Genomic DNA, 20,445 nt, shown 5'->3' with positions numbered 1-20,445 from the left:
AAAGGAGTAAGCACTTTGGGAAAAATCCCAACATACAAAAATCATAGAAAAAAACGTAACCCCTGTCAACCTCGACACTGTATTAAATTCAATGTTTTTAAATACAGTTGTCCGCTTCTTTGTGCCACCGTGTTAGCCAACCTAAAATTAACGAGACTTTTGGCCCCCATGTTTTTTGGTAGGCTTGCCGTGATATTTCCAGCATGCGACCTTTGTTAGTGTCAGTGCGAAAACCTGGATTTAGAAACTCATCTACTGCGATACGGGCTAGATCGCGCTCTCGGCCATTCAGTTGCCAGTTGTATTGCGCTCCATGAGCGACGATGCGATCCTGAACATATACTATTAACTGGTCGAACGCGCCGGCATCTTCATTTCGAGCCCGCATCAACAGCTTGGCTGGATGTGATAGGTTGCTAGACTCCCTGTAAAATTTAGGCGGATTAGAGTATTTGTGATTCTGTGACTCTGTACCGGTGGCAGTTAGCCCGTCATTAAATCGATAGGAGGTAATTTCTTGTTGAGGTTTGAGTATCGTGGTTGGCATGGTTACCTCGCATTGAATTTATTACAGATGCAATCGCTTTTCTAAGATTCGAACTTTCTTTCTGAATATCCTTGCAATCCTTTCGAGGTATTCACGGTTATACCCAGCCAGTTCATTATTGGCTTCCAACTCCAATACAGCGTCCAGGTCGATTTTTTCAATTAGATTCTTGCGGTAGGCGGATCTGACAGAAACCCCTTTGGCGACATTCAGCTTTTCGCCGCCATTGCAACTTTTGCACTGCTTGTGAATGTTCTTGAGGTTAAATCGTAGCTGCTGAGCTGCACCGCGTGATCGATAATGTCCAGCATCCCAAACACCACCATGCTTATAGCCCTGCTCTTGCTCAACCTCTAAATTTGACTTTCCGCAACTAATGCATGGCCGATAATAATCTCTTAGGCGAACATACTTGTTTACAGCTGATTGAGCCTCATCAGTTAGCTTGGGTATAGTTTTTAACGCCTTCTTCTTTTCACGAACAGCTTTGCGGCGCTCCTGAATTTGCTTTTTCTTTGCTGTGTTAATCTTCCTTCTTGCCTTCTTAGCTGAATACTCCGCAGCACATTCAATGCTATGAAAATTTCCAGCAGGTAATTTCAGCATTTGTTCTCTGGGGAAGTACTGTTTGCAGCCTGTGCATTTCAAGGTTGAGTTAGCCATCTACAAACTCGCCCCTGCCTTCCAACACCAAACCCTGTTGAGCAAAATGAACTTGCATCGCTGTGAGATAGCGCTTCATCTGGTCTTTGCTCATTCGACTGGTAACCGGTAACACATCCATCATTTTCAGTTTTTGCTCGTAGGTGTAACGACCTTGCTTTAATAGCTCCAGGGCATCGTTAAATTCGGAATCCTCAACTCTTAGCATCGGTACGCCAAAATGATATTTGCAATAGCGTTTGGCTTCTCCAACTTGTAAGTGAAAAGCTTTTTCAATTTCCGAATACCAAACGTGACTAAGGGCGTTTTGAGAAAGACCACGCTTGCCGCCGACTTTAATTTCAATCTCTAAGTATCGCTTTAGACCGAAAGTTTCTTTGATTTCGGCCAGCGCTTTATCTAAGGATTGGTCACTATTTACTGTTAGCATTATCTAAAACCGCTTTAACCTTTTAGGCACTTCGGCTTATCTGGCGTGTATTCGTATGCATGAAAACTACTAGGGTTAAATATTACAGTTTCATATTCTACCGGCTCCCGAACATCTGCAATTCCTACATCAACAGCCAAGGCGTGCGCCTTATATTTGAGTTTTTTTACGTGCATTGCCTGCCAATTTGTATCGGTGCGTGCCTTTTCAGACTGCTTTGGCGACAATTCAGGGTTACTGGATTTTTCAGATAATTTTTTAAACTTTTTAGATTCTTTTAAAAGCTCACATACTACAGACTTAAATTCTTCAAGCTCTTCAATGTTCATTTCTGGTCACCAACCTTGCGCATAAGGGTAAAGCTCAAAATTAAGCGATTCAATTGATCTAATCACTTCTCTGTACTGAGCCTCAAAAATCAAGCACCCAGCCTTAGCCTGACTAAAATAATATGGGCAGCTCTCATCAACATCGGAGGATTCCCTTATTTTTTTAACCAGCGGCTTTAAAAATAATGTAGGAATTTCAGCTTTTGTCTTATTTGCAGGTGACCATGATCGGCTAGCATCCACTTCCGAATCGAACAATTGATAACGAATACCATAGGCATGATAATTAAAAAAACTACGATCCATAGCGAGCTCACGCTCCATTAAAGTGTCACCAAACATCATTTTACTTGGCACAGGCCACGCAAGATCTCTAATTCCCTGCATCATTAGAGTATCGTCAAAATTGATCCCTTCCGGTAAAGACCACTCGTTACTTTTGCTTTCTTTCATCATTCCCCTCTAATCTCCAGATGGTTAAATGACTAGACATCACCCCGTATCAACCTTCTCATCTCTGGCATCCAAACGTCATAGCCTTCCGTGCCGTAATCTCCCTGATCATTCCACCAAGATTGCAATTCATCAGCAGCTCGGGTAAGCATTTTTTCTAAATCTTTCATTCGTTCAAATGTTTCGACCAAGACGGCAGGATCTCTATCTAGCGGATGAAGCTCAATATCACGCTTAACTTTTTCGCCTAAACTCATCGAATTAATCTCCAGCAGCTAATAAGGTATGATTTCTTTTGTACTAATTCTCATCACTCTTCCCTTTCAGCTCTTCAATAAATGGACCGTCTAACATGCTTTCACCTAATGCCTGCTCCACAACGGTTAATGGAGGCTTGTTATCTTTAGGGTTTGATTCGAAATCACCATCAACAAATATTTCTCTGAATTTATCTTCGAAGTGATCATCCATAATTATTTCTCAAGTAGATCACGAATAGAATCCAGCTCGCTGAGCGCCAACTCTTTATTTCGCTGAGCCGTGGTTATAGGTTTGTGCTCGACGCGCTGTGTCTTGGGAATCTCAAACTCGTAACCTTGGAGAGCTTTTTTGCAATTATCGGCGTATACCTCTTGAAAGTATTTGAATATTTTCGATTCTTGCTCGTTAGCCAAATCAAAAAAACCAACCTCTCTAGCCGTTACGTAAATAACTGGATTGCTCCACTCTCGAATATCAGCCCGTTTGCCGCTTTCAGTGCTGGCAATTCGATACGCTTTCAGTGATGACGGCAATCCAATATCTTCTGGTTGAGTTCTGCACCAATCTGCAAACTTGTGCGGAGGTGGCATGAACGGATTTTTCTTTGAGTCTTCACGAGCACGCGCAATTCCGATATCCAACATTTCCCGAGTGGTAATCTTGTTTTGCACCACAGCAAGAATAAATTCTTTTTTGTAGCCAGCAAGACGGCTCTCATCTCGCAATTGAGAGTATCCTGACGGATAAATCGATTTTAGTTTTGCAAGATACTCGTTAGCCAAAGCCTCCATTGCTGATTGCATTTCCGAGTTCACGGTTGAATTCTGGGTCGTCGAAAATGTCGGTAGATTGCCCTGGCTGATTTGGTTGATAACTTGTGTTCCGTGCTGCATTGCGGTCACCTGCTTTTTTGTTTCGGTAGTTTAATTTTGCATTTAGCGCTCCGTACCAGCTCTTGTTAGTTGCATCCCTAAGCTCAAGATCTAGCTGGTTTAGCTCTGTAACCAAATCGAGGTTTGGATAGGTTTTTAGAAATCTATCGTAATCTCTCTGGTTGAGTTTAATTCTCGATCCACAGTACGCATAAATCTTGTCTGAATTTTTTGGAGGATCGACGGCTTTGCCGGAGATAGGTTTTTTATTATCTAATCTATTCTTATCTAATCTAATCTTATCTGGCCGGACTTCTTCGGAGTTATTCGGAGTTTCTCCGAGCGGTTCCGATTCCATCTGAGTTTCTACAATTTTTTCAGGAGCCTTCGGTAATTCTTCCGTATTATTCTGAGTCTTCCGTGAGGTTAGCTTTTTTATCAGCTCCTTGATTTGAGGGTTTTTAGCGTTGGTATCATCCAGGCGCTTCGCCAACTTAAGGCAAGTGATTTTATTGTTCACCATCTCAAATAGACCGAGATCGCAAAAATAACTAAGAATGGATTGAACTTGAGATTCTTCGATGCGCCATTCGTATGCAATGGTTTCTGCATCTTCTTCAAGTTCAAATGAAATGTTGTCTTTATCGACGGTGCCGGCGATTTGCTCTACGCAATACCAGTACAAGCCGAATCCTGTTAGACCATACCGCTGCTTCACCTTTTTTAGCTTGGCATCAGTACTAGCGTCAGTGTCGTGTTTAAACCAGCGCACGCTTATCTCCTGCATTTATCTGGTAATACGTCTGTACGCGTCCTGCGTGAATAAATCCTTGAGGTGTATTTGGAGGGTGTTCTACTGACAAAGCCCCAATGAAGGGGCTGAAGGAAATGCAAGATAGTCAACGGCTATTCATTATGACTTTCAAGAAGTGTTATTTTTCTTATTTTTGCGTTCGGCTCACTCTCTAATAGAATTTCTTTAGCTTCATCTTCGCTAAAGTTGTCAGTAACAACAGTGGATGTGTGCATCGAGAAACCAAACGAGGTTTCATTTGTTAGGTTTTCTGTCCACTCAATTTCCCATTCAAACATAATTAATTCCTGCTGATTAAATTTAAACTTACAGTCTTCTGCACCGACTTAGCCCCAATGAAGGGGCGTATTAATGATTATTGTGTGCAAAATTTAAATGTACTTTTTAACCCATCGCCTAACAGTTAACTCGCAACCGCTCATCATTGCGACTCCATTAGCCAGCCCAACGTGAGTCGATCTTTTCCCGCAGCAATCACAGCGCCTTCTACTAGTTGAGGGAGTCTTACCCATTGTTCGCTTGTCTAAATCTGCATCCGCAATAATCATTACCAATAACTCCGGCTAATAGTTAAATTTACAACCTTTTGCACCGACTTAGCCCCAGTTAAGGGGCTTGATTATCTAAACTAAATGAGAGTGCCATTATTTTCCCGTTATTAACACGGTGTTAATTTTATCTTGAAAATTTCTGAAGTAAGTTTCTTTCGCTTTTCTTTTAGCTAGATCAAAAGCCTCACGAGCCGTTAGCCATGGTAGCCCATTGGCTGTAAACGGGTTTGGAGCATGCCAATACGGTTCCCAATAATAATTATTTGTCGAGCCGTCAAAAACAATGCTTTCGCCACGCTTATGCAATTTCTTTGCGCGTTTTTTTGAAATTTTTCTGTATACGCCAATATCAAGCATTAACTGAAATTCTGAGGGTAAGGCTAAATTGTAAGAAATTCTAAACAAGATGACTCTCCAATAATTACCGTGCACAAGCATCAATTTTTTTAGCCACTCCAATCCTAATAGCTGCGTCATGCACTATCAGGATGTCATTGCCATAACCCCAAGGGTTTTCAAAGCCGTTCGGAAGTACAGGCCGAAATCTCCAAGCGGACAATCTCTGTCCATGCATAATAAATTCGCGAAGAGCTATAATTAATCCTTTGAGCGTCCCTCCTCCCGAAAAATTTTTCCATTCTTGGTTATCGATATGGGTATAAACTTTCTTTTGCGTCCACTCATCAACAAGAAATACTCGCCCATGCTCAGACAGAACAAATTTTGCAATTACGCCATTGTTATAAAAAAACCGTCGCCCACATCCAGAAACTACTTCTATAAACTCATTGGCCTTTTCTAGCCGCTCCAGCTTTTCTTTATTTTTCATCTTTGCTCTCGCCCATAGCCGCATCAATTGCATCATCTAAATCGACGCCATTTAGAACTACGTTATCTGGTGTTTTTCCTGCGAAGATTCCGCCGTTATTGATAGAGTGAACATCGGCTTGTCGTAAAAATCTATAGCGCTTCGCGTCGCGCTCAAGACTATCAATTACAATATCCGAGTCACCCTGTATTTCCAGGAAATCGTCTATCGCATTGTTCATCTCTTTACGCATATCATCAGCAATATCGTAGGTTCCTCCAATTCGCTGAAGAGAAAAGGCCAATTTTCCTGAGCAACTTTTTAGGATTTTTAATTCACACTCCAACTCTTCAATAGCTTCTTTGGCAAGCTTTAATGGGTCGCTGTGACCCATTCGCTCAGAAAACCACTTTTTAAATTCGTTTGCTTTGCTCATCGACTTATTCCCAATCTTCAAATTTATGACCACAATCTTCACACCGCATGTGCCACGTAGTAACCTGGGTTTCATCGTCATACTCGAACCCAGTTATTCTTACTAATTCGCTCATGCATTCAGATTTAGGACATGTAATAATATCTGTTGCTATATCGCTCATTGCGTCTAAAGGTGTCATTGGTTTAATCCTGGGTTATATTTCTGTCGGCCTAACACGGCTAATAGCCGTATCACGAGATACATCACCCTCTATCAACCCAGACAAAACATCCTTTTCCAATTGACGGCCAAGCTTAGATTTTTCTGCCCAATATTTATCGTATGACGCGCTATCAACAAGTTCAGCAATGCGGCCAGCACCAATGATCGCCCCCTTATAGGTGCCCGAACTAATCTCATTCGCTATCTGAATAATGCGTTGCGCAATACCACCGCGACCTAAGATTTCACCAGCCTTGCGCTTTTCCTGTATCTTCATTGCTAAACTCCCCAAATCCATACCAAAAACGTTAATAAAAATACTGAGTTTAAAAATATTAAAGCTCGACCAAGTGGTGTCACTTTCATTTTCGAAAACCCCACCCGAAGATCTTTTTTAAATGCCAAGCAAAAAAATATTATCGCAAGTAGTGCCATTAGAGCGATCAAAATTATTTTTAATACTATAAAGGTGGTCATTAATTATTTCCTAAATCCCTCGACGCTCGCCGAGGGATTCACGAGTTCCAATTTTTAATCTCTAGAATACTATTTCGCGTTACCGTTACCCTAGCTAACCGTATTCGTCTATGTAGGGCGAGCTCACCGGAACATAGAATTTGAATTTCTTACTAATTTCGTTTTGAACGCTGGGTAACTGGATGGCGAAATTTAGTAGTATGAAAAATAGGATCACTTTGCGCCCTTAAAAAAATACGACTTAATTTTAGGTCCGTATTTATTAAGAAATATTCCGATATAATAAATTGAACCCCAAAATAACAACAAAAATACAATTGGGATAAACAATATAATTTTCCCTTTTGTGGTAAACTTGTTCCAATCTGACAGCTTCTTGCACTTCCAGATTAGGGCTAGCAAAACCCTACGCTTTCTTGCAATCCATTTTTTCACTGTTCCCCTCCTGGGATATTTGCAATTTTAATTTTTTGTGTGAATCCAGAACCCATTTCAATCGGCTCAGCTCAGATTCTAGATATTGAATTAAATGGTCGACAGCCTCTAACTTTGTCTTGAAGTAGCGCACAATAACTCCTCCCGCCTCTAAGGTGGGTGTATTGCATTTAGTATTGTCGCTAACTTCAACCAAAGAAATGGTTTCCATTACCGGCTCAACGCGCCAGAGCTTCACTGTGGTCTCGCTTTCCTGGGGCAATCTATTTTCCATTGATAGTTTTCTCGATTAGGCGCCAATAAACGGCTATTAGTCCTAATGTGATTCCAGCACTAGAAAATCCAATTGGTATTAAATTGCGCGGATCTAATGCAATGGAAACATTGGCAGCAATAGAAATAACGACAACCCAAATTAGCAAGCTGAGGATTAAGAAAAATAGTTTTGGTTTCACTTAAGAGCCTCCATAGCTACTTCAATGAACGCTTGCGCTTGCGGTGCGACGATAGCGTTACCATAACCGCGCAATCGTCCCACTCTGTTGGCAGGCCTATGAGCCAGCGGGAATGTGCCGGGTTCAATTGGCCGATATTTTCCGTCTCTGCAAAAAATCCACTCGCAGTCATCCCAGAAACTTGTTGAGCCACCATTGGCAATCCGCTCCTTGGGTCTGGCGCTAATTTTCCGCGCTTCTCCGCGTCGTTTGCTCTGGTGGTCGGCCAGGCAGACAACAGAGCTGCCTCGATTAAATTTGTGCCCCACTGCCGCCGATGAATGTTTTTGCTCGGACATCGATGGTTGTTTGCTGTTGTTGTAGGCCATCCAATACGCTCGGTCTCGCATGTGCGGAGCACCGACGCTCGCAGCCGGAAACGGCACACACCCATAGGCGTAACCCATCCCTTCCAGGTCAGTTTGTACAGCGTCGAACCACGGTTCTGTAGTTTTGCTCGCAACCTGCTCTCCAAAAATGACTGGAGGCTTGCACTCGTTAATGAGTTTTGACCAGGCTGGATACAGATGTCGCTCGTCGTCGAACCCGTTTCGTTTTCCTGCGTTACTGAATGGCTGGCATGGGCATGATCCTGTCCAAACATGTCGATCGTCTGCCCAACCTGCGTTTCGCAATACATATGACCAAACTCCAATACCTGCAAAAAAATGACACTGGGTGAATTCTTTTAAATCATCAGGCGAAACATCCTTAATGTCTCGCTCGTCAACTTCGCCTGGTGCGATTAAATTTTCTTTAATTAATTCGCGTAACCACTGAGCGGCAAATGGATCGATTTCGTTGTAATAAGCTGCCATGGTTTATTCCCAAATATCACCGCTGTTATTTAAATAGAATCTGTAGCGTCAATATAGTCTCTTGGGTTCACGCTAATGGTTCGGACGGACTTATAGTTGGTCGGCTTAAACTCTTTTTTTACAGCATCAATAATGGACGCCCGAATAATTTCGAGTCTTTCCTCGGAAATTTCAAACTCTCCAAGCTGATCTTCGCATACGTAATATTCATCGAGATACTCGTAAAGCTCTTCTGTTAATCGGTCCATAGCGCTGGTCGCGGCTGCATCATAATCAACAGGTAGAGGCTCCCAGCATAAAACCTCTATGCTGTCGGGAATCTCTTCTTCTAAACCAAGATTATCAAACCATTCGGTAACAGCCGTTTCGATTTCTTGTGCGGTTAAAACGTCGATTTCGTCAACCGAATAATATGGGTAGCCATCAATACCTCTATCGGGCATCCTATCCATTTTTTTTATCCCTCAAGAGAGTTTCGATTTCCGCCTGGACCTTTGATAGAACAAACTGAATTATTGCGGCAAATATTGCAGGATTTATTGTTTGCCCTGGGCGCAAGCCAAATTCGTTCACAACCTCTTCATTAACCATTACGCGCTGGCCCTGCCAAATAACAAAATCTACTTCTCCGTTATCCATTTTGCGCTCTGCCTCGGCTAGCATTTTTATGTGCTCTACGCTAAATGCATTACTAGAATCAAAATTATCCATTCTCTTATCCTTCAAATTTATCAATAAATTAATTTCGGGCTGAAATTGGTCTAATGCGCTTTTATTTTCAGGCTATAAATTAATTAGGCCGAGAGTTTGCACATTTCCGTACTGTTGTTACTCGATTCGATTTGAGACGATACTCCTGCCAGCAAAGCCGCTTCTTTTAACATTCCACGACGTGCTGCGCTGGCTAGTGTTTCAATGTCACCGATTGACCTTTTTAAAAATTTAAACTGGTCTTCGGTTACCTGAAATTTAATTTCAATGTCCTTTTTTTGGTTCATTTTCATCCTTGAATATTGAGGTTTATATTTTGTTTTGAATAAATATAGAAAGTCGACACACTCTTATCTTTGTGTCGTATTGTCACTTTGATGACTCGTTTTAAAAGAAACTTAGTAATTCTTTCTGTCACCAAATAACTGCCAACACATGAAATTAAAATCCATATGAAATAGTTCATTTGGGTTTAACCTGGCGGTGGGAAAACATCGTCGATAGAGCATGATGCCCCCAGTTTATTTAACTGAGAGACGATGATTCGCATATCGTTTAGCTTGGGTTCGCGGGAGCCAGTTTCGTAATTAGAAAGTCTTACCTGACCTTTTTCCCATCCGCATTTAGTTGCGAGTGCTGTCTGGCTGATTCCGAGCTTTTCTCGGTAGGCCTTAATTTTATTGATCATTGGTCACCAACAAATAAAACGTTTTGTTGTATTTAACAAAACATTTTGTTGTTAGTCAAGAACTACATTTTGTGATTTTATCCGCCCATGAAATACAAAGACGCAATAAAACTACATCGTAAGAATTTAGGGCTTACCCAGGAGGAGCTGGCCAAGCTGGTCGACTGGACTCAAGCCAGGCTTTCTAATTATGAGAGAGGGATTCGTGAGCCAACTCAAGATGATTTGGAGCTATTAGCCAAGGCTATGAATTTGACAATGATTGAGTTTCTTTGCTTGGAACCTCAAAGCAACAAGCTAACTGCTCAAGAGAAGGAGCTTTTGACGATTTCTCGACAACTGCCAAAATCCGTTCAAGCGCTCCTACTTGATCTTGCTCAGAACCTTGCAACAAAACAGTCTTCTTAATCACAAAAGCCATTACCTCCAAGCTGGATTCGTTTAGATCTTCCAATAAATTAGAAATATCCTTTGCAGTCTCCATTTCCATCATAAAACCTTTCAAGCCAAACCGATTGAATAATCAAACTATCCTCCGACCTATACAAACTCAATCTCAAAGTTTAAAAAAGTGCAGTTTTTAAAACTGCTGTCGCGTAAATAGTTATCAATTCCATAAATGTGAATTATTGTTCCAATGGCGATGATTTTATTGAACAATTATTAATAGTCAAACTGGTACAAAGTCAGGAATTTTATTTTTTAGAGGCGGGAACTTTTTGTGTTTAGCGTATGGAGTGCAAAACGCAAACGACAGAATGCGGGCTGTAGAGTAGGTTTTTTGCACTTTTTGGCACAGGTAGGTTTTTCTACTGATTTAAAAGTAATGGTTTTTACAAGTTTTTAATATAAATTGATCTATCAATTGGCGCCTAAATCATCTTTTGTGGTTATAATTAGTTCATTATGGAACTGGTTCACACATTACAGGCGGCTCGGAAAGCAAAATTTCGCAGCATTTCAGAGGCTGTTGAGGCTCTACAAAAAGCCGGGCTGACTATAAATTATCACCGTTACCGCCGACTCGAAGCTGGGGCGTGGCCGAAAGAAGACGAAGCGCGCGCCATATCAGAAGTTTTTAATATTAGATTGGGTATGCGATTGGCTGAGGATGAGTTGGTCGCGGAGTTTATTAGGCTGGTCCCCCTATTAGACGATTCCAATAGAGGATTGATTCGAGCGGCAATTAGAAGTTGGATTGAGGAGCTGGGTTAGTCTTGATCCACGCTTGGAAGCAAAAACCTCAGCAGTCCGCGCTTGGCCTTTTTTTGCCCTTCTTTTGAACAAAGCTCGTATAGCTGATTGACGTTTTTTAAGCCTGCCTGACTGGCAATGCTTTTCAAAATTTCGCCGCGAAATGGCTCATTGTGTGGCGACAAAGTGACCTTCCTGAAAGTAGCTTTTCCCTTGCTGTCTAAGTCTGTTCTCACCCACTGTTCATGGCCGGTCGCCTTTTGAGGACGCTTCTCAAAGCCTGCAGCAGCAAGCCCCTTTTGCACCTCCCTGGCAGATAAAGGGGTTTTTCGGGTCATACCTTCGTTCTAGAGTCCAATAATTCTGAAATGTTTTGAATAAAAGAAAGGCCGGAATAGCCCTTTGGTGCATTCGCTTTCGGAGCATCAGGCTTGGCTGAAGCTTTAGACTTAAGTCCAGCGGCAACCCTTAATAGGTGATAAGTGACTCTTTGGGAGAGAGGAGCCTTTCTACTTAGAAGGTACTCCATGTGCTCTTTATCTTCCCCCAGCACCGCGTCTTCTACATACTCAAGGACTTGGCCCTCTAAGGATTCTTTTGCTTCCTCAAGAGAGCTTCCTTGCGCTGCAAGACAAAAATCAATGCATACAGCAACCCACAAATCACCCTCACGCTTAGCGTAACAGCGAATCGATTTATTAAAAGATGTCATGTTGTTCTTCCTGACCGATTAAGCACTTTAGTATAATTATCGACCGAAATACGGTCTCTTTACGTGCTACGGATTTAAAAATTATAAGCTCTATAACTTTTTAATAATGTATAGAAGCAAGAAAGGGGATAGATTCCTTCTATCAAACCTTTAAATAACTATAGACAGTTAAATTTGTAGAAAAATACTTTTGTATAAAAATATTTTTGAGCATTTCCGGTAGGTTACCGTATAAGTTAACTTAAAGTGAACCTAAAAATTTAAAACCTGTTAAAAAACTGTGTGCATAAAAAGGATAAGAATTTTTGAGTAAGTTTTTTAGCGAAAAAATTCATAAGACATACAACTAAAGTGTGCAAAAAATCACTCTAAATTTTAGCCGCTAAAAAGAAGTCTACTTTTGCACAGGTTTTCCTAATTTTTATCCCCCCCTTCCCACCAACCCCAGACTTAACCCCCTAACTCCCAGACCTAACCCCGGACCTTTGGGTGCACCTGAGCGCTTATTCATGGCTAGCACCTATATAAGGATTTGAGGCGGCCAGCTATTTCTACAGGCGGACCAATAGCTTTTGCTTATTAAGCATAATAAAACCAATTGTTATATTTTCTAAGAAAATACAACATTTTGTGTTTACAGAAATACAACGTTTCGTTATATTTACATCATACCAACGAACAGCAGCCAACAGGTGCAGTTATGAACCTCCAGTGTCGAGTGGCCAGTGAAACGAATGCCCACGAATTCGCAGTTAGTGCAAATGAAGCTAATTACGAAGCTCAATTATCAGAGCTTCGCTCAGAATTTAAGAGTCGCTTAATTATTGATGACTCTATGTCATTGGAGGAAAACCTAAACCTGAATATTCATATCGAGTATGAAAAATATTTTGATAACTCGTGTGAAGCAGAAGAGCTGAAAAAACAAATTGGCAAAGATTTATTTTCAGCGCTTGAGGATATTGCCAGTCAATTTTTTTGCTGGGCTAGCGACAACCCAACAGAAGGGGCGATCGCAAGCAGTAGCTCAGGTTCACGAATGAATTGGTTTATTAAAAACCTTGAATTGGACTATCACGCTGATTTAGGTGATTTAGAAATTTTCTGGCTAAAACATTTACTAGGTTATTAAGGTGAAAAAAATGAAACAAGGCCAAGTGTTAGAACAGCAAGCAGATGGCGTTTTTATTCCGGTAACTAACTGCGAAATTGAGCCAGATCTCGATACATCTCTGGCGCATCTGGCTTGGATTGGTGTGCAAGCCACGGAAATCTTGAGCCTCAATAACAATGATTATTCCAAGGTTGATTTTGAAGCATTCACAAACAACATCACCTTTGATGAGCGAAAAACGCTAAACAACTGGTGTGACAACAAAAAAATTAAGCGCCTACCCTGCACTGCCAATGAAAAAGAAATGATTAAATTAAATTTTCAGCATCGCGAAAGTTGGGCAAGACAAAAACAGGTTGTTGAAAAAAAATTTATTGACCGCTACGCAATGTCATTAATTCGGGTTTACCAGGAGTTAGATAACCGCTATGCGGACTCCTCGTTCGACAATGATTCACTTCCAGATTGTATTTTGATGGATCGCATTTATTTGTCGATTTCATCATCGTTAAAAAAATAACGAACACCACTACCAGGAACGGGTAGTTAGCACGCCGAAAAGGAACCGGCAAACGGACCCCTAACGGGGAAATTAACAGGGAAGCCATGAAGGCGAGAAAAAGCAATGGATGCCAAGGAAGGCATACGGGTAGGTGATTATTTATGAATGAAGTAGCCTCTACACAGGGTTCATACCTGAATCCATCAAATTTTCAGGAAGCCTGGGAAATGTCAGAGTTCATGGCAAAAAGCTCAATGGTTCCAAATAGCTATCAAGGTAAGCCAGCCGATATTTTAATTGCCATGCAAATGGGGTATGAGGTTGGTTTAAAACCAATACAGGCCTTACAAAACATTTCCGTAATCAATGGCCGCCCTTCTATCTGGGGCGATGGATTACGCGCACTAATTATGTCGGCAAGCGACTTGATCAACATTGAAGAAGAATTTAATGATGGCACCCAAACGGCACGCTGCGTAATTGTTCGTCGAATTAATGGGAATGACATCACGTTTTGCGGCGAGTTTTCAAAGGCGGATGCTGAAAAAGCGGGACTCTGGGGAAGAAATACCTGGAAGTCCTACCCTAAGAGAATGCTTGAATGGCGCGCATTTGGTTTTGCCGCTCGAAATGCTTATGCGGACAGGCTTCGTGGAATTCAGTTAGCCGAGGAATCTCAAGACATTCCGACCCAAGAAAGAAACATGGGGTCGGCTCAGATTGAGGAGGTGCCCGAAGAGCCAGATGCTGATTTGGAGCGCTATTCAGAATCTGAATTTCAGAAAAATTTGCCAACATGGTCTGAACTGATTGAGTCGGGAAAAACCAGCCCTGACCACATTATCTCTATGATAAGCAGTAAGTTCAAATTAAGTGAAGATCACATTGAAGAAATTAAAGGTTTGGCTCAATGAAAATTTTAAATTTGGTTCAAGGCACAGATTCCTGGAAGGCTGCTCGCAAAAATTATAGAACAGCCTCAGAAGCATCAATCATAATGGGTGCATCAAAAAACGTTTCTCGCAATGAATTGCTCACTATGAAAAAAACCGCCACTGAGCAAGAGTTTAGTGATTGGTTTCAAAAAAATGTTCTTGATAAAGGTCATGAAGTTGAAAAAATGGCCCGCCCTATCGCCGAGCAAATTATCGGTGAGGAGCTGTTCCCTATTACCGCTGCAGCTGATGATGACACCATGCTCGCTTCTCTGGATGGCTCAACCATGCTGGGCAATATTATTTGGGAGTGCAAGCAGTGGAACCAGGAGAAAGCCGACCATATTTCTCAAAGCAACCAAGTGCCAACCCAAGACTTTTGGCAGGTAGTGCACCAACTAATCGTTTCAGAAGCTGAAAAATGTTTATACATGGTTACTGATGGTGAGCGTGAAGTTCATGTTTGGTTTTCATTAAATAATGATGACATCGCCACGCTCTTGCATGGCTGGGAGCAATTTCAATACGATCTGGATAATTTTGAAATTAAGCCAGAAAAAGAAGTTGCTGTAGCCGACACCACTGAAAACTTTCCAACACTGTTTGTTGATATTGAGGGTGCAGTAAAAGAAACCAATCTAGAAACGTACAAAGAGGCAGCGGCGAAGCGAATAAAATCAATTAGCACCGACCTAAAAAGCGATAAGGATTTCGCAAATGCAGAGTCGATGGTTAAATTTTTAACTGAAAAAGAAAAGGAGGTCGAAGCGGTAAAAAAACAAGCTCTTGCAAAGACTAGTTCAATTGATGATCTATTTAATACAATTGATTATCTCAAGGAAGAGATGCGCTCTAAGCGGTTGGAATTAGATAAGCTTGTCAAGCAGCGAAAGAAAGATATTAAGCTTGAAATTGCGCAAGGTGCAAAAAAATCTATTGATGAGCATATCGACAGTCTTAACAAGGAGTTGGGTGGCGAAGCTACTTTGCCATCAATCTCTTTTGATATTAATTCGGCGATGAAAAATAAGCGCACGATCGCCACATTGCAGTCGGCGGCAGACGATGAGGCTGCGCGAGCAAAGATTGAAGCGTCGAAAGAGTTTCATCGAATCAAGGAAAATATTGCCTTGATTAATAAAGCTGAGCACCCAGCCCTATTTCAAGACAAAGCAACACTTGCCCTTAAGGAAAAGGACCATGTCGTTGCAGAAATTAATTTGCGCGAAGCTCGATTCAGGAAAGAGGAAGCTAAGCGCAAAGAGGAATTAGCCCAAGAAAAATCCATCTCTCAGCCGGAAGTTGTAGCAGCTAAAAAAGGTTCTGGCTTTTCTAGTAGTAAAACTTCAGCCACAAAAGAAACTTCTGCACCAGCATTCAATTCAACACCCAAGCCTCGTGATGAAAAAATATTTATTTGCGTTGCTGAAAAATTCAATGTTGAGTTTTCAATTGCAAAAGCTTGGGTTTTAGGCATCGAAAAAACAACAACGGCGGCGTGAGGTAATTCATAATGGCACGCGGAATAAATAAAGTAATTTTGGTTGGTAATTGCGGTCAAGATCCAGAAGTTCGCTATATGCCTAATGGAAACCCGGTAGCCAATATTAGCATTGCAACCAGTGAGTCATGGAAAGACAAACAAACTGGGCAGCCTCAAGAAAAAACTGAATGGCATCGCGTTGTCTTTTTCAATCGCTTAGCCGAAATAGCCGGTGAATACCTACGGAAGGGGTCACAGGTTTACATCGAAGGCTCTTTGCGAACACGTAAGTGGCAAGATCAAAGCGGACAGGATCGCTACACAACGGAAGTTGTAGCCTCGGAAATGCAGATGCTGGGCGGTAAAAGTGAACAAGGAAGTTCGCAGTCGCAGCCGCAGCAACCACAACAGCAGTCGTCACCGCAAAATAATCAAAATAGTTACGCAGCAGCGCATGGTGGCGAAGGATCGCCTCAAGCGGCGAGTAACTTTGATGATTTTTCCGATGACATCCCGTTCTGATTAATTAGGAGTGTCCATGACTACCGATCAATCATGTATTGATGCATACAAAAAACACCAGAATTTAAAAATTGCCGCCATGGAAGTCGGTGTTAGTTGGCAAAATTTATATGTGCGCCTCGTGAGGAATGGAATTCCTGTAATTGGAAATAAGGAAAAATATGGCAGTGAAAAGGACAAGTTAGCTGCTAAATCAGAAAAGGATTTTCTGAAATATGTTCCAAGCGCAAAGGACTGCAACAAAGAAAAATTTCAATCGAAAATTGACTTTAGTGTGCGCGAGCTATCAGTTGATGTAAAAGCCTCAACACTGAGGAGGTCCAACAAGAAATGCAAAACGCGGCGCTGGGCATTTTCAATAAAGAAGCAGGAGATTATCGCCGATTATTTTGTTTTATTTGCCTATGACGACAATATGAAGATTAAGCATTGCTTTTTATTGCCGGGCGAAATTGTTAGAAAAATGTCCACTATTAGCATAAGCGAAGCTGGTGGAAAGTGGATGGACTTTAAAATTGAACCAGAAGAGCTTGATAGCTTTTTCTCAGATGTTTCTTTGCATCATTAACTCGCGAAAAGCCTCTCTGTTTGAAGAGGCTAACTAAGGGGAGCACCATGTCAGCCAGAATTTCATCGGTAACCATCACATTTGCTCATCCTGATGGCTCAGAATGCGAAACTAAAATTTTCGAATCGGATAGTAGCGTTGTGATTTTCGATGGCAATGACTCAGTAGCTATTTATCCAAAAGCATGGCCAGAAATCAAAGACCAGATTGATTCAATGATTAAAAACATTGAGGAAAGTTAACTCGCGCTAGATCCCCCTCTTCGGAGGGGCTTTTTAAACAGGAATAGCCATGAACGAACAACAAATTAATCAGCTATCAAAAGAAATTTTCGAATTTAATAAATCAGTTGGCTGGTGGGACGACATGGATCGCCCTGTTTATCAAACCCTGCAATTGGTCTCAACAGAAATCGCAGAAGCCACGGAAGGCGCGCGTAAAAACTTGATGGATAACCACCTGCCACACCGAAAATCAGAAGAGGTTGAGCTGGCCGATGCATTAATTCGAATTCTTGATTTTGGTGGTCGGTATGATTTGGTTTTTGTCGAAAAGCCAACGCATGTGTCTTTTTTAGAAATTGCTAATGATGTGAAATCATTTTCTTGCGTGTCTGAGGTTCACTTTTATTTAAATGTGCACTTAGTTAATTTCAGCCAGGTGTTTTCATATTCTAGAAATCCAAAAATAGACTCAATGTATCGCATTGTAAATGATAAGTACTCATTTCTAATTATGGCAATTATTGAAACTGCAAATTGCTATAGCTACGACTTATTCGGCGCAGTACTTGAAAAATTCGAATTCAATAAAACTCGCGCGGACCACAAGCGTGAAAATCGCGCAAAAGAGCACGGCAAGAAATTTTAACTAAACACCTAATCACGCGCAAAACCGATGCGCTAGCTCTCTAATGAGTGAATGCCAAATAATATTCTGAGGGCCTCAAGATGCAGAATGAGCCAAGATGTATAGTTTGTGGAAACCTATTGGATGTATCAGCATGGTTTAACATACAAGACTGTGGAGATCGCTCTAAAGAACAGGCAGGAGCGGAAAATGAAGTTTGCTCTGATGAATGCTTACAAACTTACACCGATGAAAATAATTAGAATTTGAGCCAAGTTGATTACGAAAAAACACCTAACCCCTTTAGCCCCTACGGGGGCATTTTTTAAGGAAAGAACATGAGTTTAATTACTACAAAATTAGATGTGTCCACAGTAATTGTGGATGGCTATGCGAAAAGCAAAATTGATGGCATCCCAACAGAGTTATCGCCAAGTGAGTCAATCGAATTGATTCGCGTTGAGTCCGATAAGCGTTTTGGGTTTGTTGATGACTTGGCATTTAAGCTGTTCAATAAGCGCTTTAGCGATGACGTCCCCTATTTGGATTTATTGAGATCATCAATTGCCCCCAAGGATGATTCAGCAAATGACTATGATTATGCATCTCGTCAATACATTGAATCTCATATTGAAATTGTAGAAAGCTGCTTGAGTCATTTAAATTCAAGTTTACAAAATATTGATTTCGATTTAGATGACACAGTATTGCCAGCCTCTAAACTTGGCTGGGATTTTTATCGCTACGTTACTGCAGGCTCCGGTATATTTTCTTCGCCCGAAAGAATCGAACAGAAAATTGATTGCCTGGCCAATTTATTTGAAGTTTCATTATCAGAAGATAAGTTACACCAATTTATACTGGTGTTAATTAGCGCCCTAAAAACAAATATTATGACAGCCAGCCACCGGGGGAGAAAAGACGAATATCAGGTGTTAATTGAAGACTACCTCGACAACTTCGATCCAGATATTTGTTATTTTGATGATCGATTGTGTGATGGAGTTATGTTTGCTATTCGCCCGAACGATAATTGGATTATTTTCGACCCCGAAATTTCAAAATTGCAAAAACAACAGTAAACAAATCATCATGGACGATGAAGAATACACAACCAAAATACACCCAACAGATATATTGTGCGTTGGTATTTCAATTGGTTTTGCAGCCAGTTTGATTTTTGTTTATGTATTTATTTAATTCGCAAGGAAGCGTGAATTAACCCGCTATAGGGATAGGCGGTTGAGAGCATGGAGGCTAATTTAAATTCGAGATATTTATGGATTTATCATTAGCTGTAAAAAAAGGTGAGGCGCCCGGTGTTATAGGTGTTGGTCGCCGCTCGTTTGAAAAATACATTTTGCCGCTTGTCACAGTACATCAAATGGGCAATACAAAATTAATTGATCGCACCGAACTGCAGGAAGCGTGGGAGCGATACAAACAGAATCCACGGAGTAACAAGTGCAAAAAGGTGTCGGGTACAGTCTCAACAGTAAGGGCTTCTACGTCATCGATAAACAATACCTCGGACAGCGAATTTATGAAACGACTCGATATCGCAAGGGCCAGGAAAAAGAAGTAGAGGCATTAATTAGAGAGTCAATGACAGCAATTTATGAGGCGGATCGCCGAGGTGTTCGCCCTAAAATTACCTGGGGGGATTGCGCTGTAGAATATTGCGCTCGAAACCAGGATCAAAAGCAAATTAAAAATTTTGAGAAGAAATTAAACGCCCTTTACCCACACATTGGTCACATTGAAGCTGAAAAGATTCACAGAGATCATCCGGCAGTAAAAAAATTCCTTGAAATTAAAAAAGCCAACGGAAATAAAAACGTCACTCTAAATCATTTCATTGAGGCTATATCAAGAGTGTTAACCGCTGCAACCAAGTGGCGTTACGACTGGTGTGATTTAACGTGGCTTGAAAGCGCCCCTGAATTTGAACGGTTTTCAAGTGATAAGCGCCTACCCAAGCCTATTACTTGGCAGAATCAAGAAAATCTACTTAGGAATTGCCCGCCGCATTTAGCTGACGAAATAATTGTTTATGTAAATACCGGCATGCGAGACAGCGAGTTAAATAATTTATCATGGGATCACGAACTTGAGTTGCCAGAGGGCGTAATTCCTGGAGGGCTTGCTTTTTACATCCCAACAAAGAGCACGATTAAAGACAAAAATCGAGAGCGGCTTGTATTAATAAATACTGTTGCCGCAGAAATAATAAATAGAAAACGCGGCGATCACCCCAAATATGTTTTTACTTATAATGGAAGGCCTAAAAAGTCCAGCAACAATAGCGGATTTAAGAGGGCTCGGGATCGGGCATGCATCGATGTTCGCATTCATGATCTAAGACACGCGTTTGGTAGCCGATTAAGAGAGGCTGGCGTGGACGAGGAGACTAGGCAAGAGCTTTTGGGTCATAAGGGGAAATCTATAACAACCCACTACTCTATGGCCTCGCTCAACATTTTATTTGCAGCGGTTCAACGAATTACGCTGCCGCCAAAAGTTGAGGCAGTATTGGATTTGGATAATTTTCGCAAAAAACGTACCGATTGAGGTC

The 20,445-nt window shown here is 41.3% G+C and carries 35 protein-coding genes; 12 read left to right on the top strand and 23 right to left on the bottom strand.

The annotated features are described in order from the left end of the window. Positions 1–97: 97 nt before the first annotated feature. The 21 genes from LU361_RS13300 to LU361_RS13200 form a co-directional block, all read right to left on the bottom strand. Positions 98–547, bottom strand: a complete 450-nt coding sequence (locus LU361_RS13300; RefSeq protein ID WP_233089317.1) for a hypothetical protein — start codon at positions 545–547, stop codon at positions 98–100. Between the two features lie 21 nt (positions 548–568). Further along, positions 569–1,210, bottom strand: a complete 642-nt coding sequence (locus tag LU361_RS13295; RefSeq protein ID WP_233089316.1) for a recombination protein NinG — start codon at positions 1,208–1,210, stop codon at positions 569–571. Then, a complete protein-coding gene (locus LU361_RS13290; RefSeq protein WP_233089315.1) occupies positions 1,203–1,640 on the bottom strand; it encodes a NinB/YbcN family protein in 438 nt (145 codons plus the stop codon). The genes LU361_RS13295 and LU361_RS13290 overlap by 8 nt, the downstream gene beginning before the upstream one ends. Positions 1,641–1,654: 14 nt before the next feature. Further along, positions 1,655–1,969 carry a hypothetical protein gene (locus LU361_RS13285; RefSeq protein WP_233089314.1) on the bottom strand — a complete coding sequence of 105 codons (315 nt, stop codon included), beginning with the start codon at positions 1,967–1,969 and terminating at the stop codon, positions 1,655–1,657. Positions 1,970–1,975: 6 nt separating this feature from the next. Then, positions 1,976–2,425, bottom strand: coding sequence for a hypothetical protein (locus tag LU361_RS13280; protein WP_233089313.1), 450 nt, complete (start codon positions 2,423–2,425; stop codon positions 1,976–1,978). Positions 2,426–2,454: 29 nt separating this feature from the next. Next, positions 2,455–2,679, bottom strand: coding sequence for a hypothetical protein (locus LU361_RS13275; RefSeq protein ID WP_233089312.1), 225 nt, complete (start codon positions 2,677–2,679; stop codon positions 2,455–2,457). 43 nt (positions 2,680–2,722) lie between these two features. Beyond that, a complete protein-coding gene (locus LU361_RS13270) occupies positions 2,723–2,893 on the bottom strand; it encodes a hypothetical protein (protein WP_233089311.1) in 171 nt (56 codons plus the stop codon). A gap of 2 nt (positions 2,894–2,895) precedes the next feature. Beyond that, positions 2,896–3,486, bottom strand: coding sequence for a replication protein P (locus tag LU361_RS13265; protein ID WP_233089310.1), 591 nt, complete (start codon positions 3,484–3,486; stop codon positions 2,896–2,898). Next, the gene (locus LU361_RS13260; protein ID WP_233089309.1) at positions 3,458–4,327 is read right to left on the bottom strand and encodes a Lin1244/Lin1753 domain-containing protein; all 870 of its coding nucleotides are present in this window, start codon (positions 4,325–4,327) and stop codon (positions 3,458–3,460) included. The genes LU361_RS13265 and LU361_RS13260 overlap by 29 nt, the downstream gene beginning before the upstream one ends. A 134-nt stretch (positions 4,328–4,461) precedes the next feature. Further along, a complete protein-coding gene (locus LU361_RS13255; RefSeq protein WP_233089308.1) occupies positions 4,462–4,647 on the bottom strand; it encodes a hypothetical protein in 186 nt (61 codons plus the stop codon). 366 nt (positions 4,648–5,013) lie between these two features. Next, the gene (locus LU361_RS13250; protein WP_233089307.1) at positions 5,014–5,325 is read right to left on the bottom strand and encodes a hypothetical protein; all 312 of its coding nucleotides are present in this window, start codon (positions 5,323–5,325) and stop codon (positions 5,014–5,016) included. A gap of 16 nt (positions 5,326–5,341) precedes the next feature. Then, positions 5,342–5,749 carry a YoqU family phage-derived protein gene (locus LU361_RS13245; protein ID WP_233089306.1) on the bottom strand — a complete coding sequence of 136 codons (408 nt, stop codon included), beginning with the start codon at positions 5,747–5,749 and terminating at the stop codon, positions 5,342–5,344. Next, positions 5,739–6,164: a hypothetical protein gene (locus LU361_RS13240; RefSeq protein WP_233089305.1), complete on the bottom strand. Its 426-nt coding sequence runs from the start codon at positions 6,162–6,164 to the stop codon at positions 5,739–5,741. The genes LU361_RS13245 and LU361_RS13240 overlap by 11 nt, the downstream gene beginning before the upstream one ends. Positions 6,165–6,360: 196 nt before the next feature. Continuing rightward, positions 6,361–6,645, bottom strand: a complete 285-nt coding sequence (locus tag LU361_RS13235) for a hypothetical protein (protein ID WP_233089304.1) — start codon at positions 6,643–6,645, stop codon at positions 6,361–6,363. Between the two features lie 2 nt (positions 6,646–6,647). After that, positions 6,648–6,845, bottom strand: coding sequence for a hypothetical protein (locus tag LU361_RS13230; RefSeq protein WP_233089303.1), 198 nt, complete (start codon positions 6,843–6,845; stop codon positions 6,648–6,650). 406 nt (positions 6,846–7,251) lie between these two features. Beyond that, entirely contained in the window at positions 7,252–7,554 is a 303-nt protein-coding gene (locus LU361_RS13225; RefSeq protein WP_233089302.1) for a hypothetical protein, read from the bottom strand. 177 nt (positions 7,555–7,731) lie between these two features. Then, positions 7,732–8,592 (bottom strand): DNA cytosine methyltransferase, encoded by an 861-nt coding sequence (locus tag LU361_RS13220; protein WP_233089301.1) that lies wholly within the window; start codon positions 8,590–8,592, stop codon positions 7,732–7,734. A gap of 29 nt (positions 8,593–8,621) precedes the next feature. Beyond that, on the bottom strand, positions 8,622–9,044 hold the full coding sequence (locus LU361_RS13215; RefSeq protein ID WP_233089300.1) for a hypothetical protein: 423 nt from the start codon (positions 9,042–9,044) through the stop codon (positions 8,622–8,624). Next, positions 9,037–9,303 (bottom strand): hypothetical protein, encoded by a 267-nt coding sequence (locus LU361_RS13210; RefSeq protein ID WP_233089299.1) that lies wholly within the window; start codon positions 9,301–9,303, stop codon positions 9,037–9,039. Before LU361_RS13210 ends, LU361_RS13215 begins: the two co-directional genes overlap by 8 nt. An 83-nt stretch (positions 9,304–9,386) precedes the next feature. Beyond that, positions 9,387–9,590: a hypothetical protein gene (locus tag LU361_RS13205; RefSeq protein ID WP_233089298.1), complete on the bottom strand. Its 204-nt coding sequence runs from the start codon at positions 9,588–9,590 to the stop codon at positions 9,387–9,389. Between the two features lie 185 nt (positions 9,591–9,775). Then, complete coding sequence (locus LU361_RS13200) at positions 9,776–9,991, bottom strand: helix-turn-helix transcriptional regulator (protein ID WP_233089297.1); 216 nt, start codon at positions 9,989–9,991, stop codon at positions 9,776–9,778. An 87-nt stretch (positions 9,992–10,078) separates the two neighbouring features. On the opposite strand from LU361_RS13200, the gene LU361_RS13195 reads away from it, so the two are divergent. Both LU361_RS13195 and LU361_RS13190 read left to right on the top strand, forming a co-directional pair. Continuing rightward, positions 10,079–10,399 carry a helix-turn-helix domain-containing protein gene (locus LU361_RS13195; protein WP_233089296.1) on the top strand — a complete coding sequence of 107 codons (321 nt, stop codon included), beginning with the start codon at positions 10,079–10,081 and terminating at the stop codon, positions 10,397–10,399. Positions 10,400–10,897: 498 nt separating this feature from the next. Continuing rightward, positions 10,898–11,206 (top strand): hypothetical protein, encoded by a 309-nt coding sequence (locus tag LU361_RS13190; RefSeq protein ID WP_233089295.1) that lies wholly within the window; start codon positions 10,898–10,900, stop codon positions 11,204–11,206. On the opposite strand, the gene LU361_RS13185 is transcribed toward LU361_RS13190, so the two are convergent. Both LU361_RS13185 and LU361_RS13180 read right to left on the bottom strand, forming a co-directional pair. Continuing rightward, entirely contained in the window at positions 11,203–11,523 is a 321-nt protein-coding gene (locus tag LU361_RS13185; protein WP_233089294.1) for a type II toxin-antitoxin system HicA family toxin, read from the bottom strand. The two genes, LU361_RS13190 and LU361_RS13185, sit on opposite strands and share 4 nt — an antisense overlap. Beyond that, positions 11,520–11,897, bottom strand: coding sequence for a hypothetical protein (locus tag LU361_RS13180; protein WP_233089293.1), 378 nt, complete (start codon positions 11,895–11,897; stop codon positions 11,520–11,522). The genes LU361_RS13185 and LU361_RS13180 overlap by 4 nt, the downstream gene beginning before the upstream one ends. Before the next feature lie 700 nt (positions 11,898–12,597). On the opposite strand from LU361_RS13180, the gene LU361_RS13175 reads away from it, so the two are divergent. From LU361_RS13175 to LU361_RS20210, 10 genes are all read left to right on the top strand, one after another. Continuing rightward, a complete protein-coding gene (locus LU361_RS13175) occupies positions 12,598–13,029 on the top strand; it encodes a hypothetical protein (protein ID WP_233089292.1) in 432 nt (143 codons plus the stop codon). A gap of 10 nt (positions 13,030–13,039) precedes the next feature. Further along, a complete protein-coding gene (locus tag LU361_RS13170) occupies positions 13,040–13,531 on the top strand; it encodes a hypothetical protein (protein WP_233089291.1) in 492 nt (163 codons plus the stop codon). Between the two features lie 143 nt (positions 13,532–13,674). Then, a complete protein-coding gene (locus LU361_RS13165; RefSeq protein WP_233089290.1) occupies positions 13,675–14,427 on the top strand; it encodes a hypothetical protein in 753 nt (250 codons plus the stop codon). Next, complete coding sequence (locus LU361_RS13160) at positions 14,424–15,950, top strand: YqaJ viral recombinase family protein (RefSeq protein WP_233089289.1); 1,527 nt, start codon at positions 14,424–14,426, stop codon at positions 15,948–15,950. Before LU361_RS13165 ends, LU361_RS13160 begins: the two co-directional genes overlap by 4 nt. Positions 15,951–15,961: 11 nt before the next feature. Then, on the top strand, positions 15,962–16,453 hold the full coding sequence (gene ssb / locus LU361_RS13155; protein WP_250647683.1) for a single-stranded DNA-binding protein: 492 nt from the start codon (positions 15,962–15,964) through the stop codon (positions 16,451–16,453). Positions 16,454–16,469: 16 nt separating this feature from the next. Continuing rightward, on the top strand, positions 16,470–17,021 hold the full coding sequence (locus LU361_RS13150) for a hypothetical protein (protein ID WP_233089288.1): 552 nt from the start codon (positions 16,470–16,472) through the stop codon (positions 17,019–17,021). 47 nt (positions 17,022–17,068) lie between these two features. Then, positions 17,069–17,263 carry a hypothetical protein gene (locus LU361_RS13145; protein WP_233089287.1) on the top strand — a complete coding sequence of 65 codons (195 nt, stop codon included), beginning with the start codon at positions 17,069–17,071 and terminating at the stop codon, positions 17,261–17,263. A gap of 49 nt (positions 17,264–17,312) precedes the next feature. Beyond that, a complete protein-coding gene (locus LU361_RS13140; protein ID WP_233089286.1) occupies positions 17,313–17,891 on the top strand; it encodes a nucleoside triphosphate pyrophosphohydrolase family protein in 579 nt (192 codons plus the stop codon). A gap of 317 nt (positions 17,892–18,208) precedes the next feature. Beyond that, positions 18,209–18,952 (top strand): hypothetical protein, encoded by a 744-nt coding sequence (locus LU361_RS13135; RefSeq protein WP_233089285.1) that lies wholly within the window; start codon positions 18,209–18,211, stop codon positions 18,950–18,952. A 382-nt stretch (positions 18,953–19,334) separates the two neighbouring features. Beyond that, complete coding sequence (locus tag LU361_RS20210) at positions 19,335–20,441, top strand: tyrosine-type recombinase/integrase (RefSeq protein WP_233089284.1); 1,107 nt, start codon at positions 19,335–19,337, stop codon at positions 20,439–20,441. Positions 20,442–20,445 lie beyond the last annotated feature (4 nt).

The organism is Sessilibacter corallicola (genome assembly GCF_021290925.1).
GTDB classification, from domain to species: domain Bacteria; phylum Pseudomonadota; class Gammaproteobacteria; order Pseudomonadales; family Cellvibrionaceae; genus Sessilibacter; species Sessilibacter corallicola.
This window is presented reverse-complemented; position numbering and strand designations above follow the sequence as displayed.

Coding starts and splice junctions, on each gene's coding strand:
- LU361_RS13300 (WP_233089317.1), bottom strand. CDS start 547: ATGCCAACCACGATACTCAAACCTCAACAAGAAATTACCTCCTATCGA.
- LU361_RS13295 (WP_233089316.1), bottom strand. CDS start 1,210: ATGGCTAACTCAACCTTGAAATGCACAGGCTGCAAACAGTACTTCCCC.
- LU361_RS13290 (WP_233089315.1), bottom strand. CDS start 1,640: ATGCTAACAGTAAATAGTGACCAATCCTTAGATAAAGCGCTGGCCGAA.
- LU361_RS13285 (WP_233089314.1), bottom strand. CDS start 1,969: ATGAACATTGAAGAGCTTGAAGAATTTAAGTCTGTAGTATGTGAGCTT.
- LU361_RS13280 (WP_233089313.1), bottom strand. CDS start 2,425: ATGATGAAAGAAAGCAAAAGTAACGAGTGGTCTTTACCGGAAGGGATC.
- LU361_RS13275 (WP_233089312.1), bottom strand. CDS start 2,679: ATGAGTTTAGGCGAAAAAGTTAAGCGTGATATTGAGCTTCATCCGCTA.
- LU361_RS13270 (WP_233089311.1), bottom strand. CDS start 2,893: ATGGATGATCACTTCGAAGATAAATTCAGAGAAATATTTGTTGATGGT.
- LU361_RS13265 (WP_233089310.1), bottom strand. CDS start 3,486: ATGCAATCAGCAATGGAGGCTTTGGCTAACGAGTATCTTGCAAAACTA.
- LU361_RS13255 (WP_233089308.1), bottom strand. CDS start 4,647: ATGTTTGAATGGGAAATTGAGTGGACAGAAAACCTAACAAATGAAACC.
- LU361_RS13245 (WP_233089306.1), bottom strand. CDS start 5,749: ATGAAAAATAAAGAAAAGCTGGAGCGGCTAGAAAAGGCCAATGAGTTT.
- LU361_RS13240 (WP_233089305.1), bottom strand. CDS start 6,164: ATGAGCAAAGCAAACGAATTTAAAAAGTGGTTTTCTGAGCGAATGGGT.
- LU361_RS13235 (WP_233089304.1), bottom strand. CDS start 6,645: ATGAAGATACAGGAAAAGCGCAAGGCTGGTGAAATCTTAGGTCGCGGT.
- LU361_RS13230 (WP_233089303.1), bottom strand. CDS start 6,845: ATGACCACCTTTATAGTATTAAAAATAATTTTGATCGCTCTAATGGCA.
- LU361_RS13225 (WP_233089302.1), bottom strand. CDS start 7,554: ATGGAAAATAGATTGCCCCAGGAAAGCGAGACCACAGTGAAGCTCTGG.
- LU361_RS13220 (WP_233089301.1), bottom strand. CDS start 8,592: ATGGCAGCTTATTACAACGAAATCGATCCATTTGCCGCTCAGTGGTTA.
- LU361_RS13215 (WP_233089300.1), bottom strand. CDS start 9,044: ATGGATAGGATGCCCGATAGAGGTATTGATGGCTACCCATATTATTCG.
- LU361_RS13210 (WP_233089299.1), bottom strand. CDS start 9,303: ATGGATAATTTTGATTCTAGTAATGCATTTAGCGTAGAGCACATAAAA.
- LU361_RS13205 (WP_233089298.1), bottom strand. CDS start 9,590: ATGAACCAAAAAAAGGACATTGAAATTAAATTTCAGGTAACCGAAGAC.
- LU361_RS13200 (WP_233089297.1), bottom strand. CDS start 9,991: ATGATCAATAAAATTAAGGCCTACCGAGAAAAGCTCGGAATCAGCCAG.
- LU361_RS13195 (WP_233089296.1), top strand. CDS start 10,079: ATGAAATACAAAGACGCAATAAAACTACATCGTAAGAATTTAGGGCTT.
- LU361_RS13190 (WP_233089295.1), top strand. CDS start 10,898: ATGGAACTGGTTCACACATTACAGGCGGCTCGGAAAGCAAAATTTCGC.
- LU361_RS13185 (WP_233089294.1), bottom strand. CDS start 11,523: ATGACCCGAAAAACCCCTTTATCTGCCAGGGAGGTGCAAAAGGGGCTT.
- LU361_RS13180 (WP_233089293.1), bottom strand. CDS start 11,897: ATGACATCTTTTAATAAATCGATTCGCTGTTACGCTAAGCGTGAGGGT.
- LU361_RS13175 (WP_233089292.1), top strand. CDS start 12,598: ATGAACCTCCAGTGTCGAGTGGCCAGTGAAACGAATGCCCACGAATTC.
- LU361_RS13170 (WP_233089291.1), top strand. CDS start 13,040: ATGAAACAAGGCCAAGTGTTAGAACAGCAAGCAGATGGCGTTTTTATT.
- LU361_RS13165 (WP_233089290.1), top strand. CDS start 13,675: ATGAATGAAGTAGCCTCTACACAGGGTTCATACCTGAATCCATCAAAT.
- LU361_RS13160 (WP_233089289.1), top strand. CDS start 14,424: ATGAAAATTTTAAATTTGGTTCAAGGCACAGATTCCTGGAAGGCTGCT.
- ssb (WP_250647683.1), top strand. CDS start 15,962: ATGGCACGCGGAATAAATAAAGTAATTTTGGTTGGTAATTGCGGTCAA.
- LU361_RS13150 (WP_233089288.1), top strand. CDS start 16,470: ATGACTACCGATCAATCATGTATTGATGCATACAAAAAACACCAGAAT.
- LU361_RS13145 (WP_233089287.1), top strand. CDS start 17,069: ATGTCAGCCAGAATTTCATCGGTAACCATCACATTTGCTCATCCTGAT.
- LU361_RS13140 (WP_233089286.1), top strand. CDS start 17,313: ATGAACGAACAACAAATTAATCAGCTATCAAAAGAAATTTTCGAATTT.
- LU361_RS13135 (WP_233089285.1), top strand. CDS start 18,209: ATGAGTTTAATTACTACAAAATTAGATGTGTCCACAGTAATTGTGGAT.